The following is a 13,553-nucleotide window of genomic DNA, read 5'->3' as shown; positions in this document are numbered from 1 at the left end:
TCGACTTAAAATTCTATCCACAGAAAGTTATATTTGGGATAGATTTGCATTAAAAATATGGAAAGAATAGTGTGCTATTTTGAGGAATTTTTAATGTGAAGATGTCGTAAAGAGAACTTTCCATTATGTGTTTGCCTGCTTTCGGCATAAATTTCCTCAAATTTTCTTGAAATATCCCGATATTCCTTCGAAAATTTCTACTCAAAATCAGATCAAACTGTGAACGAATTTTACGTCGAACTCACGTTAAAATAGCTAAAGCTCTAAGACAGTTCCAGCTGCCAATTCTAAAACATTAAAATGCTTTGCAAATTCATCGCGAACTTTAAAGCTTGTGCAATGGGTTGGTCCCAGAAACTTGATGTTTTTGGAATGCAGGTAGTCAATCGTTTTGGAAGTAAGTTCATCTATTTCTTTTAGGTGAAAACCACCTAATACAGCGTAAACCTCGTTGCATTTGCACACTTTTTGGGCATAATCAACCGTGTTGCAAATGCCTGCATGCGCACATCCGCTAATTACCACCAAACCTTTATCCATAGTGATTGCGATGGCTGAATCATCCGGAACAAAATCAGGCGAACCGTCGGGCAAGAGAAAGGGACTCACCTGAGACTCAAAATCATTGTTTCGTGGAATTTCGCCCAAAAAAACCATATTTTCCGAAATCTGGTAAGGATGTTTACTTTCTTTGATTTTATAATTTTTGGACAGCTCTTCTTTTGATTTGGATAAGCCAACAGGAGTATTATTTCGCTTACGATATCTTGTAATGAAGCAATCAGGATGCAATAACAATTCCTTACCCGATAAATGCAACAATCCATTTCCATGATCCCAATGTCCATGACTCAGAACCACATATTCAATATCCGAAAGATCTTCAGTAAGACGGCGTGCATTATCCAAAAATAAATCATTTGGGCCAACATCGAATAAGATCTTTTCATCGGCTTCCACAATCAAAGAGAAACCATGAACCGATACAAATCCGTCTAGCGCAGTATTATCTAATAGTACTTTGATTCTCATTACCAATCCCTCTTTTTAGGAATTCTAAGATTAAAACATGAACCAACTCCTTGCTCTGAATCCACCCAAATATCTCCTTTGGCATTTTTTACAATATTCTTCACAATGGCCAAACCTAAACCCATTCCTCCCGATTTGGTGGTAAAGTTAGGATTAAAAAGTCTTTCTTTATCCTCATCGCTAATGCCATTTCCATTGTCAATTACACAGGCCTTATAATAGTCTTTTTCCTCTTCCAGTTCTACAATTACTTGTCCATTGCGGTTGTCAGGAATGGATTGAATGGCGTTGTTGATTAAATTTACAAATACACGAATAAACTGTTCCCGGTCTACAAAAACCCTAGCCGATTCGATTCCATTCAACTGAAGTTTTAAATCCAATTCATCGTTTCGGAACAGCGAAACCACATGATTGAGAACATCAACCAGATTAAGTGTTTTGTTATTGGCTGTAGGCATTTTTGCAAAATTTGAGAAAGCTGTTGCAATAGAAGACAAGGCATTGATCTGATCAATTAAGGTTTTGCTTACTTGTTGCAAATGCTCTTCACGGTTTTCCGATTTATCTTCAAATCTTTTTTGCAAGAACTGTATGCTTAACTTCATTGGCGTTAAGGGATTTTTAATCTCGTGCGCAATCTGGCGTGCCATTTCTCTCCAGGCTGATTCGCGCTCGGAACGAGCCAGTTTTTTTGCGCTTTCTCCGAGCTCCAACAGCATTTGATTGTATTCTTTTACCAAACTGCCAATTTCATCGTCTTTTGAATATTCTATTTTATCTCCGTAAGAACCAAATCGAGTTGCTTTTAAGCGATTTTGTATGATCCGAAGGGGGTAGGTAATCTTATTGGAGATAAATACAGATAGGAATATGGCAAGTAAAATCATAAAAACATGCAAATTTACTCCTGCCAGTACCAAATTAAACATCTCTCTTTCCAGCTCCTGACTCTTTATAAAATAAGGCAAATTTACAAAAGCGATAATCTCATTGTTATCATCAACAATGGTTTCGTATGCAGAAAGATAAGACATTGTGCCAATCTCTTCCTTGTGGATGAAGCTTGTTTTTTCTTTAAAAAACAGCTGATAATAGGCTGCAAAGTTCATTTTATTGTATTGCAGGTTTTTATCAAAAATTTCTCTACGCGATGAAGTGATCAGCTCTCCCGATAGATCATACAAATGGATATCAGCATATATTAGGCTTGATAATTTCCGTAATCTATCCGTTAAATAATCAATATTTAAATTTTCACCTAATCCTGAAACCACTTCCTGCTTTACCAATTGAAGTTTTTCTTCAAGCTTTTTATTATTTGTTTCTTCGGCTCTTTCAATGGTATAGTAAACAGTTCCTCCGCCCAACAACAAAAAGAACAACATTAATAAACCCACAATTGAATATTGAATTCTGTACTTAAAGCTCATGTTGAATTTAAAATTCCAAGGAAAGTTTCTTAACAAATAAATGAACAGCCCAAACAAATACAAAAACACAAAAATGTATGGAACGGTTATCAATCTATTGTACCAATTAACTATGGGATAACTAACAACCACAGTATTATTATCGAATCGATATACCAAGTGGTCATAATCATCCAGCTTTACATGTAAGTATTTTTCGCTACTCTCGCCAAAAACGTTCTCATTCATATAGTAATTGAACTTACCCGATGAGGCAATCAATTTGCCATCTTTATATTTCCCATACGAATAGTAATTTCCTTTTTGTTTTAAAGCAATCTTTTCATCTAGCAACAAATCGGGATATCCGATACCTTCGTTGCCAAGCTTTGAATCGAGACGAATAAAAATTTTAACTGCTCCCGATTGTTTTGTCTTATATTCAAGCTTCCCCAGATAGGATACCATTCCATCAAAATCATTTAAGTAATAAAATTTTGTATTGGGAATTTTCTCGCCCGATTCAAGAATCATTTCTTCGAAGAATTCAAAACAATTTCGAGTTTCATTGTCGGGTTCAATTTCTAATTTATCTATGCGATCACAAATGGTAATCTGCAAGTAATACTGTTCCCAGAATCCCGAAAAATATTTTGATGCGATATATTCAATTATCTTTGATTCGTTATCGTTCCTAAATGGAATTTGACACATTTGCTTCAATTGAATATCAGAATCAATTTTTCTTTGCATGTTTATTAATAAGTTTGCTGAAGTTGGATCATATTCAGCAGACAAACCAATTGCTACTTCCTTTCTATCAAGTGCTTCTTTTTTATCAGAGAGCACATTAATTCGACCGGTAAGAGCCACTGCTACGAACAAAAGCAAAACAATCATTAAAGAATGGTAAGCTCCTTTTTCGGCTTTATAATTTGCAAAACCAACAAAAAGTAAAATTACCAATGGCAAAATAAGAAAAAGGTAATCTTTAGTATCGTAAGAAAACAGAAGGATGTATATAATCAATGGCACAGATACACCTAAAGTAAATATCAAATACTTTTTGATTGACCAGTTTGACTTTGCCAACTTGGCAATAAAATGTGCAAAATACCCCAAAGCATACATTAGCAAAAGTAATATCAGGAAGCCCACAAAAACATAAAAACCATAATCTTGAAAAACAAACATTTGCAAACTAAAGCTTGAGTCAATCATCAAGCTATTTACCCATCCGTTTGTGCAATAGAAAAGCAACCAGTATAATAAAAGGTGTAAGCTTAAAAGTGCTGCAGATCCCATTTCAGATACTCCTTTTAAAATATCATGCTTACATCCATAAGATACATAAGTGCATGTAAATAAATACAGAAACGAAATGTTCAAGAAGAAATCACCCAAGGATGGAAAGAAAAAAGACTTGGCAAAAAGCATGGGTGAGAATATTTCCAAATTGGAAAAAACAGACGGAAATGAGTACTGAATCATCAAGTATCGGAGAACTAATAATAATATTCCCCAAGCTATTATAACACTTAAACCAACTCTTACATTAGTGATTTCAAGAATTAGAACACTGATTAGAATTAAGAGTAGCAATATAAAAACTCCGTAAAAGATCCCTATTCTGTTTTGAAACCTTGGAGCACTGTATCCAAAGTCGCGATGCTCCAGCGAAAATAAGTAGTTCTCATCTTTATCATGTATTGGAACTCCCTTTTTTTGATTCAAAGAAATGTTAAATTCTGCAGGAATATCAAACTCTCGTTCGAAATGATTCTTTAAGTATCTGTTCTGGTAAGGGTATATTTTTTTAATTAGTAATAAGGCGTATAAATCAATAGAATCATATGCTTGTTTCTGAATGTAATACCATCCATTTTCAAATCTTCTGACTTTGCCATGTGCATCTTCAAATTGATTCAGTTTAGGTATAATAAACGTATTGTCACTCCAAAAAACCAGACTGTCCTTTTTAAAGGCCAAAAGAACAAAGCCATCCTTTTTAAGGTCGTGCTCAAATTCAGTAAAATTATCGTAGTTGCTTAAACCGCCATTTTTATTGGCGATTGCATTGCGCAATTCAGTTAAATCTTTTTTTAATGATGGTTCCTTCTCTTGAAAGATTTGTTGAATTCGATTGGCAGATCGCATCATACTATCCTCCCTGTTATAGAGATAATCCGAAGAGATGGCCAATAGGAAGAACACCAGTACAGATATTCCCAGAATGTATTTGAGAAGTTTATTTTTCAAGTTGAATCGTTTTGAATTTCTTGTTTCGATTTGCAAAATTCATGCTAAACCTCCCACAAATTAGTAGAATTCAATTAAATCATCAAACATGATGATAAGGCTCTCCTTTAATAATTGTCATTGCACGATAAAGTTGCTCAATAAATATCATTCGAATCATCTGATGAGAAAAAGTCATTTTTGACAATGACACTTTTCCTTGAGCTTTTTTATATACATCTTCGGAAAAACCGTAGGGGCCACCAATAACGAAAACCAGATTTCTGGTACCACTAATCATTTTTTGTTCTATAAATTTCGAAAAACCTATCGATGAGAATTCTTTGCCATTTTCATCAAGCAAGATTAAGGTATCCGAAGAATTTATTTTTCCAAGAATTAACTCTCCCTCTTTTTGCTTTTGCTGATTCTCACTTAAGTTCTTCGTATTTCTTAAATCGGGTATGATTTTAATATCGAAAGGCAAATAATGCACCAAGCGTTTTTGATATTCTTCAATGCCTTTTTTTACAAAGTCCTTATCTGTTTTCCCAATAACCAAAAGAGTTGCTTTCATATATCTATTAATTTTTCGAATCTAATCTCAACAAAATTTACTATAAACCTTAGCAATGCATTATCGCATAGAACAGCTTAATGGTTTGTTTTAGAATCAAAACTCTACATAAAAAAAGGATGAAGATCAGATTTTTTTTATCTTGCGATAAGTTTTTCGCACAGAATTTGTGTAAAGGTAAATGATATTGAATTAAAACTATTCAGATGAGAATCATTAAATACATATTTATAGGAATTCTATTTGTGCTGGTCTCTGTATCTGGAGCTCATTCGCAAAACAATAACGATTTGCCAAATAACTTAATATTGGCTTTTAAAAAAGGCAATAGTGTAAGTTTATCAAATTATTTTGGCGATAGGGTAGAACTATCTATTCAAAATAAGGAAGCCATATACAGCAAGTCTCAAGCCAAACAGATTATTGGGAAATTTTTTAGAGATTTTCCGCCAACGGATTTCAAAAAGAAGCATACCGGAGGTAAAACTGGCGCCAGGTATGTAACAGGTGACCTTCTCACCCGAAAAGGAAATTTCCGTGTAAGTTTCCTGCTAAAAAAACAGAATGGAAAATTCATTGTTCACCAGTTGAACATCGAAAAAGATTAACGAATCAGTTAAATAACGTGAGTTCGAGGTAAAATTCGTTCACAGTTTGCACTGATTTTGAGTAGAAATTTTCTCAAATTTTCGAAGGAATATCGGGATATTTCAAGAAGATTTGAGGAAATTTATGCCTAAAGCAGGCAAACACATAATGGAAAGTTCTCTTTACGACATCTTCACATTAAAAATTCCTCAAAATAGCCCGCTATTCTTTCCAAATTTTTAATGCAAATCTATCGCAAATATAACTTTCTGTGGATAGAATTTTACGTCGAACTCACGTTAAAAATATCAAAGGCTCCAATCAATTGGGGCTTTTCCTTTTTTCCTTAAATAGGTATTGGCTTTGCTAAAGTGCTTGCAGCCAAAAAAGCCCCGGTCGGCAGAAAAAGGCGATGGATGAGGCGATTTTAATACCAAATGTTTGCATCTGTCAATCTGCTCTCCTTTTCTTTGTGCATATGCCCCCCAAAGCAAAAAAACAAGTCCATCTTTTTCTTCAGACAAACACTTTATCACGGCATCGGTAAATTGTTCCCAGCCTTTGTTTTGGTGAGATCCGGCCTGATTGGCACGAACGGTTAATGTAGCATTTAAAAGCATAACGCCCTGCTCGCTCCACTTTTCCAGATTTCCATTATTTGGCACAGATAAACCCAGATCTGAATGAATTTCCTTAAATATATTCTGCAAGCTGGGTGGCAGAGCCACGCCATGATTAACCGAAAAACACAAACCATTGGCTTGTCCCAATCCATGGTAAGGATCCTGCCCAATTATCACGAGCTTTACATTATCGAATGCGCACTTATTAAAGGCATTAAAAATTAGCTTGCCTGGCGGATAAATATTCTTGCTATGATATTCTGATTTTACGAATTGAACCAATTGTTTAAAATAATCTTTTGAAAACTCATCTTGCAACCTCAGCTTCCAGGATTCTTCAATTTGCACATTCATATTTCGAAATTTTTCTTTCGAAGATAATAAGCTTCTATGTTGTAAACCAAATTTATTAAAAGATAGAAGCTTAACAGCCCACAAAAACAATCGCAAACCCATTCAATACTCTTTGTATGCAATTGAGTAAGGTGATGCTGGTAATAGATGTATAAACCACAAAGAGTTTTGATTAAAAAAAATCCTGCAACAATTATTTGCAGGATCTTTATTTTTAGATGATTCGATTAAGTTGAGTTTGATGATTACATACAGTGGATGTACTTATCTACAATCTCCATAATCTTATCCACTTTCCCCAATATGCGGTCGTTCAGACCATTGTCTTCGTATAGCTTTAAGTTCTTCGCAACTGAATCGATTGTCCCTTTTGGGAATACTCCATTGTTTTCAAAAATTTCTCTTTTCTCTAATAAACAATCAGCACTCTCCCAACAACAAGTTGGTAATTGTTCAAGTTTCTCTAATTTATCTTTGTAGTGAGGAGCAAAAATATCTACATCAGCATACAATTCTTCTGCAATTTGCAAACTATTTTCCATTTCTATACCATGTTGACCTGCGACAATCAGGCCTGCAATCAACTGATAGATATCAGCTGATCCATCTGGCACTCTAAACTCAAAAGTCTGCTTGCTCGAAAAATCCCTTGGGTCGGCATCCTGCTGGGGATTCACATCCTTGATCATATCTGTTGCTCCTACCCATCCTAATGGAACACGCACCAAAACCGAACGGTTACGATCTCCCCAACACACATATGTTGGAGCTTCCTGATGCGGAACCAATCTTAAATAAGAGGTTGGTATGGTGTTGCCAAATGCAGTTAATGCACCTGAAAGATCCATGATGCCTGCAATCATTTTTTTTGCTGTATCACTTAACTTACCATCTTCAATGCAGATGTTTTTGCCATCTTTTTCAACCAACATGTGAATATGCAATCCGCTGCCAGCCTTGCCTACCGTAATCTTTGGCGCCCAGCTTACCAATGCTTTTTCTCGGGCTGCAAGCATTCTAACAATCCACTTGGCAATTAACAATTGTTCAACCGCATCCTCAGCCTCTACCGGTAAAAATTCAATTTCATGCTGTTCATACCCATCATCGCCAGCCGTAAAATTCCCTACCTCCGAGTGTCCGTATTTTATTTTTCCACCACATTGGGCAATTAAAACCATTGCCTCTCTGCGCAATTGCTCCCACTTGGTAAATGGCTGAGAGCTATGGTAACCTTTTTGATCAATATCAGGGTAAAGTGTATGGTTGGCACTTTTAATATAGTACTCCAACTCACCCATTGCCTTAAATGTAAGGCCAGTGGCTTTTTTAAACTCCCTGTTTGCTTTTTTAAGGATATACTCAGGTGCACTTTCAAGTGGTTTCCCTTCTGCTGTGTAAAAAGAACAAAGAATATCCAGGCTTGGCACTTCTGAAAATGGGTTAACAAAAGCTGTCTTGAATCTTGGAATTACGTACAAATCGCTCGATCCTGCTCCAATATATGAGAACAAACTTGAACCATCAACACGTTCACCAGTCGACAAGATACTATCTAAATGATCTAAGCCTGTGATAATAAAATTTAAGGTTTTTAACTTTCCATCTTCTGCAACATATCGAAAGTTGATCATTTTAATGTCATTCTCTACGATATACTCAATTAAATCTTCCTTTGTAAACTGCGAACTTGGTTTTTTTAGAAACTGAACCAATTTATTAGGATCTAATCTATAATCTTCTCTGGTCATATGCCCACTTTTTTAATAGTTGTTGTGTTTGTTAGCTGTTGTGATAAAAATAGATGCGAACACAAATATTTTCCAAAAAGTTTGGCGAATTTCGGATGTTAGCCTAAAATCATTCAAATACCCAATAAAATCAGGCGATTCAACACTTTATCTTTACTTCTGAAACAATAAAAAAAGCTGTTTTGCAACAGCTTTTCGAAACCGTTTTCGACGGTTAAAATCTTATTTTTTTGGTTCACCCCCTTTCAAAAGGCATTTAATCATTAAAATCATCAATATTTATGAATCTCATCCTCTTTTTACCGTGGCGTGAACTTGAAGAAAAATAACAGATCTTTAATGCGCCCCGTTTTGACTTAACCTATCCTAAAAACGTCATTTTTTAAAGCTAAAGGGGTGCATTTTCGTTAAAATCGAATAGAATTTTGCAGGATTTTTAATGTTAACCCCTCTGTGTGGATTTTATAAAATATTCTCCAATTCAATACTGTTAAATATAAGCCTAAAATCGGATCGAAAAATGGATTCCCTTAGGTGCAGTTATCAATCTGAATCCTTTTCGGTATCTAGCAAAACACAAATCGCCATTGGTGTAATATACATCACCCCGAATTCGTACCCTATGACAATCTCCTGGCAAGCGCGTAAAATATACCGATCTTGGTGCTTCTACATGAACAAATCCAAATTCAGGGTAGTACCTGTAATAATATCCGTCCGAATAGTAAAAATCCCCATCGTGATGGTGAATCACCCTTGGCTCACAAGCAAAACTCCAAACTACCTCACCATATCTCGAATGCTTGTAACAAGAGTGCCCATATTTATTGTAATAGTGCTTGTATCTGTAAAAGGGATAATTATGCTTGCGATGATACCTGTGTTTGTGTCTACAGTAATCACCATGATAATGCCTGCTTTCTACATGCCCATGTTTGTGATACTTGTGATACTTATCGTGTTGGTGCTTTTTGAAATGCTTTTTGTGCTTATAATGTTTTTTGTGTGCATCGTTGTCACGATTCCTGATAATACGATTTCTTATGCTTTGATCGATTGTCTTTTTTGTGTGATTTTCGATCATCATCATACTTATAAATACTTTTTTTGTATCGATCTCTCTTGTTATAGTCGTATAGCGGTTTGTTTCTTTTTCTTTCCTCGTATCGGGCAGCTTCCTCGTTGTGAACTCTTCTTTGAGCAAACACATTGCTGGTTGATAATGTGATTGTTGAAACCAATACCATACTGGCTAGCAACTTGTAATACTTCGACGTTCTCATAGCTTTGGCATTTAAATGTTAGAGCCATCCTGCTCTCCTCAAACTAGCAGCAATAAAACATTACTTGTGTAATTGTTTTTGGCAAAATATCGTCATCCTATGGTAGGGATGAATCCGTAAAGTAATTACCCGGTATACTTTGGCTAAGTTTTTGCAAAGCGTGTGCCAAAAAAATAAAAAGTGCCGAATCCCTTATGAATCGGCACTTTCAGAAAGTATGATTGTTTTAATTTTAATCAGGCCAGCACATTGTTTTCCTTCCCTTTTTGCTTGGCTTTATCGGTAAAACTTCTTTTTTTAGGTCGGATTAAAACCCGCAAGGATTGATCGGAAGTAAAATAATTCCAAACCCAATTGATCAGGATAAAAAATCGATTTTTTACGCCAACAATTGCCATAAGATGCACAAACAACCACAGTACCCAGGCAAAGAATCCTTGCAGCTTTACTCCGGGAAGATCGGCAACAGCCAAATTTTTACCTATGGTGGCCATCGTACCCCTATCCTGGTAGCGAAAAGCCCTCATCTCTTTGTTTCGAACGATTCGGTTAAAGTTTTTTGCAAGATTTCCAGCCTGTTGCAAACCAACCTGAGCTACCTGTGGATGCCCGCTTTCAAACTTTCCTTCGGTCTGAAAAGCAATATCGCCAATGGCAAACACATTGTTCATTCCTTCAATTCTGTTGAAGCCATCAACTTTAAGCCTTCCTGCATGAACAGCGGCATTTTCGCTGATTCCTTTGATTGGTCGCGCCGCCACACCTGCAGCCCAAACCATGGTGTAAGACCTAAATTCTTCATCATCATCCAAACGAATGCTTAGCCCGTCGTAATCGGCAACTCTAGCATTGGTTCTTACAATCACGCCCAATTTTTCAAGAAATTTTTTCGCTTTCGCTGATGCTTTATCCGACATTCCATTCAACAGCTTATCCGAAGCCTCGAACAAGTACACATTCATTAAACTAAAGTCCAGTTCAGGATAATCTTTCGGAAGGATGTGCCTTTTCATTTCGGCTAAAGCTCCTGCCAGCTCAACACCGGTAGGGCCGCCACCAACCAAAACAATGCTCATGTAGTTGGCAGCTTTTTCGGGGTCAGACTCATTCAGTGCTTTCTCATAATTTCTTAAGATTGAGTTTCTCAGAAAAATGGCTTCGGATACTGTTTTCATTGGAATCGAAAACGCTTCGATATTTTTATTTCCAAAATAATTGGTGTTTACCCCGGTTGCCAAAACCAAATAATCATATTTCAGTTTTCCCACACTGGAATAAATTTCGTTTTGTTCCGATTTCACTTCCAATAAATCGGCCATTCGGTAATGCACATTACTCTTCTTCTGAAATATTTTGCGTAAAGGAAATGCTATGGAACTTGGTTCCAATCCAGAGGTTGCTACCTGGTAGAAAAGAGGTTGAAACTGATGAAAGTTGTTGCGATCAATTAACACTACTTGATATTTTGTTTTGGCCAATTGTCTTGCCAGCTTTAAGCCCGCAAAGCCTCCGCCAACAATTACTACTCTGGTTTTTCCGTTCTCGAGAATGTGTTTTATGCTATCCATCATTGCATTTGATTTTTAAAAAAAATGTGCCATTTTGCCCGTTTATTCTTCTTTTCGGATTAAGGACTCTTTTATCTTTTACAAATTAAAGAATCTTTTCTTTAATTTACGAATCGTCAATGTATTTCTAACAATTGAGCGTATAAATTTGTTTTAAATTGAGGTAAAATTAAGTTCATACCTCTCAGCCTGCCCTTACATATTGTGCTTTCTTGCATCCGCAATTTCTTTATAAAGCACTTGTGTCAGTATTTTTATGAAACGAGCATGATCCACGCAATTCGAAAAAGATATTTGGTAATGATAATGTTGATTTAGTGGCTTCCATCGGACAAATGGGAAAAATGATATCCTGGTAAAATAAGCCATCTGTTTTGTTTTTTAAGAGATCAGGGCTAGCGCCCCTTCGCATTAGCAAGTCTTCTTTTATTCTGCTAAGATCTTAGGGCTAAAGCCCCATTAAAATCCTGTAATAAATACTTGCAGCAGAAAGCCCGTTATTGCTTGTAATCCCTGAAGGTGCTTAATCCAAACATCCTTCTGCTGTGTACTTTCCCCTTGTCAATTTTTGCATTCTGCCTAATAGTGCTTGCAAGAGACCGGCCATCTGCACACTTCTACCTGTAATTGTTCCCATAATTTATCCGATACGCATGCTTCTACCTGCCATTGTTTCCCTACTTCCTGATAAAAGTACCGTTCCACCTGGCATTGTTTCCCTACTTCCTGTCAAATGCACTGCACTTATTAACAAATACAGTGCAGATATCAACAAATACCTTGCACCTGGCAGGTAGAACGGCGCAGATGGCAGGTAGAACGGTGCACTTATTAACACGAACAATGCATTTATCAACACGAAGGATGCACTTGGCAGATCGAAGGGTGCAGATGGGAGGTAGAACGATGCACTTATTAACAAATAGTGAAACAATGCCAGCTCGAACAGCGAAGATGGCGGGTGGAAGGGAGGCGATTATCGCCAGAAGGATGCACTTTACTAGTTGAACGCTATAAATGAAACAATTGTCGAATAAATTACACGGCTTGCTGCTTTAACAAAGCATACATTGCACTACTCAGATAACGTGAGTTCGACGTAACATTCTATCCACAGATAGTTATATTTGGGATAGATTTGCATTAAAAATTTGGAAAGAATAGCGGGCTATTTTGAGGAACTTTTAATGTGAAGATGTCGTAAAGAGAACTTTCCATTATGTATTTGCCTGCTTTCGGCATAAATTTCCTCAAATCTTCTTGAGATATCCCGATATTCCTTCGAAAATTTGATAAAAATTCTACTCAAAATCAGATCAAACTGTGAACGAATTTTACGTTGAACTTACGTTATTTATGCCAATATTTTTATGAATCAAAGGTACCTGCATTATCCTGAAAAGAGTTGCCTGCTTTTGTTCTAATGAGTTTATTCGTCCTTAAAAAAATACCGGCCTAGTGTAAAGAATGCTAATTCCCCGAACTAATTTTTTGACCTATTTTCCTTTCTACTGCGTTAAGCTTTTTCGCCGTAGCTACGGCTATGCCTGTAAACCTTGCCTTGTAAAAAGAAAAATATTTTCAAAAACTTTAATTCGTTTTATTAACACTCTTCACACTAGTTAAGGCTATGATTCCACTTTTATGCCTTTATTAAACTCAAAAATATCAAAACAAGTTAAGGCTCTACCCATAACAAAATTGGTATTAAAGGAGCATGTATCCCGAACTATCGTCTTAATTTGAAATTTCTTAGGTATATTTGTGAAAAATATTCATCAGATGGAAAGCATACTTTTATTTATTAGTGGAGCCGAGATTGTAGTTGTTTTGCTTGTGGTTCTTCTACTTTTTGGATCGAAAAAAATTCCTGAATTGGCGCAAGGATTAGGAAAAGGAATGAAGGAATTCAAACGAGCGGCCGACGATATCAAAAAGGAAATAAAAGATGAAACTGATATTCTTGATACCATTAAGGATTTTAAGGATGATATCAATAAAAAGCTATAAAAATTAAGCAAATGGATCTTTAGATTTTTTATCGATGAAAATCAAGAGAATATTTTAATCAGTTTCTTAAAACAGACAATTGCCATTCTTATCCTTTCCGGATAAATTTATTTGTAT

General features: G+C 36.0%; 11 protein-coding genes. 2 read left to right on the top strand and 9 right to left on the bottom strand.

The window, feature by feature from the left end; translation table 11 throughout:
- Positions 1–255: 255 nt before the first annotated feature.
- From ACO05S_RS06950 to rlmH, 3 genes are all read right to left on the bottom strand, one after another.
- Positions 256–1,032 (bottom strand): MBL fold metallo-hydrolase, encoded by a 777-nt coding sequence (locus ACO05S_RS06950; protein ID WP_421920799.1) that lies wholly within the window; start codon positions 1,030–1,032, stop codon positions 256–258.
- Entirely contained in the window at positions 1,032–4,703 is a 3,672-nt protein-coding gene (locus ACO05S_RS06945; protein WP_421920798.1) for an ATP-binding protein, read from the bottom strand. Before ACO05S_RS06945 ends, ACO05S_RS06950 begins: the two co-directional genes overlap by 1 nt.
- An 82-nt stretch (positions 4,704–4,785) precedes the next feature.
- A complete protein-coding gene (rlmH, locus tag ACO05S_RS06940) occupies positions 4,786–5,259 on the bottom strand; it encodes a 23S rRNA (pseudouridine(1915)-N(3))-methyltransferase RlmH (protein ID WP_421920797.1) in 474 nt (157 codons plus the stop codon).
- 206 nt (positions 5,260–5,465) lie between these two features.
- Between rlmH and ACO05S_RS06935 the strand changes: the two genes are divergently transcribed.
- Complete coding sequence (locus ACO05S_RS06935; RefSeq protein ID WP_421920796.1) at positions 5,466–5,867, top strand: DUF4783 domain-containing protein; 402 nt, start codon at positions 5,466–5,468, stop codon at positions 5,865–5,867.
- Positions 5,868–6,155: 288 nt separating this feature from the next.
- Here the strand turns inward: ACO05S_RS06935 and ung are convergent, their stop codons facing one another.
- The 6 genes from ung to ACO05S_RS06905 form a co-directional block, all read right to left on the bottom strand.
- Positions 6,156–6,824 (bottom strand): uracil-DNA glycosylase, encoded by a 669-nt coding sequence (gene ung / locus ACO05S_RS06930; protein ID WP_421920795.1) that lies wholly within the window; start codon positions 6,822–6,824, stop codon positions 6,156–6,158.
- A 245-nt stretch (positions 6,825–7,069) separates the two neighbouring features.
- Positions 7,070–8,575 carry a glutamine synthetase family protein gene (locus tag ACO05S_RS06925; RefSeq protein WP_421920794.1) on the bottom strand — a complete coding sequence of 502 codons (1,506 nt, stop codon included), beginning with the start codon at positions 8,573–8,575 and terminating at the stop codon, positions 7,070–7,072.
- A gap of 502 nt (positions 8,576–9,077) precedes the next feature.
- Complete coding sequence (locus tag ACO05S_RS06920; RefSeq protein WP_421920793.1) at positions 9,078–9,665, bottom strand: DUF6515 family protein; 588 nt, start codon at positions 9,663–9,665, stop codon at positions 9,078–9,080.
- Entirely contained in the window at positions 9,592–9,858 is a 267-nt protein-coding gene (locus tag ACO05S_RS06915; protein WP_421920792.1) for a hypothetical protein, read from the bottom strand. The genes ACO05S_RS06920 and ACO05S_RS06915 overlap by 74 nt, the downstream gene beginning before the upstream one ends.
- 236 nt (positions 9,859–10,094) lie before the next feature.
- Entirely contained in the window at positions 10,095–11,429 is a 1,335-nt protein-coding gene (locus tag ACO05S_RS06910; RefSeq protein ID WP_421920791.1) for an NAD(P)/FAD-dependent oxidoreductase, read from the bottom strand.
- Positions 11,430–12,066: 637 nt separating this feature from the next.
- Entirely contained in the window at positions 12,067–12,264 is a 198-nt protein-coding gene (locus tag ACO05S_RS06905; RefSeq protein ID WP_421920790.1) for a hypothetical protein, read from the bottom strand.
- Between the two features lie 944 nt (positions 12,265–13,208).
- On the opposite strand from ACO05S_RS06905, the gene tatA reads away from it, so the two are divergent.
- Positions 13,209–13,436, top strand: coding sequence for a twin-arginine translocase TatA/TatE family subunit (gene tatA, locus ACO05S_RS06900; RefSeq protein WP_421920789.1), 228 nt, complete (start codon positions 13,209–13,211; stop codon positions 13,434–13,436).
- Positions 13,437–13,553 lie beyond the last annotated feature (117 nt).

The sequence above is a fragment of the Marinifilum sp. genome, assembly GCF_965230805.1.
Classification (GTDB): domain Bacteria; phylum Bacteroidota; class Bacteroidia; order Bacteroidales; family Marinifilaceae; genus Marinifilum.
This window is presented reverse-complemented; position numbering and strand designations above follow the sequence as displayed.

Coding starts and splice junctions, on each gene's coding strand:
- ACO05S_RS06950 (WP_421920799.1), bottom strand. CDS start 1,032: ATGAGAATCAAAGTACTATTAGATAATACTGCGCTAGACGGATTTGTA.
- rlmH (WP_421920797.1), bottom strand. CDS start 5,259: ATGAAAGCAACTCTTTTGGTTATTGGGAAAACAGATAAGGACTTTGTA.
- ACO05S_RS06935 (WP_421920796.1), top strand. CDS start 5,466: ATGAGAATCATTAAATACATATTTATAGGAATTCTATTTGTGCTGGTC.
- ung (WP_421920795.1), bottom strand. CDS start 6,824: ATGAATGTGCAAATTGAAGAATCCTGGAAGCTGAGGTTGCAAGATGAG.
- ACO05S_RS06925 (WP_421920794.1), bottom strand. CDS start 8,575: ATGACCAGAGAAGATTATAGATTAGATCCTAATAAATTGGTTCAGTTT.
- ACO05S_RS06920 (WP_421920793.1), bottom strand. CDS start 9,665: ATGATGATGATCGAAAATCACACAAAAAAGACAATCGATCAAAGCATA.
- ACO05S_RS06915 (WP_421920792.1), bottom strand. CDS start 9,858: ATGAGAACGTCGAAGTATTACAAGTTGCTAGCCAGTATGGTATTGGTT.
- ACO05S_RS06910 (WP_421920791.1), bottom strand. CDS start 11,429: ATGATGGATAGCATAAAACACATTCTCGAGAACGGAAAAACCAGAGTA.
- tatA (WP_421920789.1), top strand. CDS start 13,209: ATGGAAAGCATACTTTTATTTATTAGTGGAGCCGAGATTGTAGTTGTT.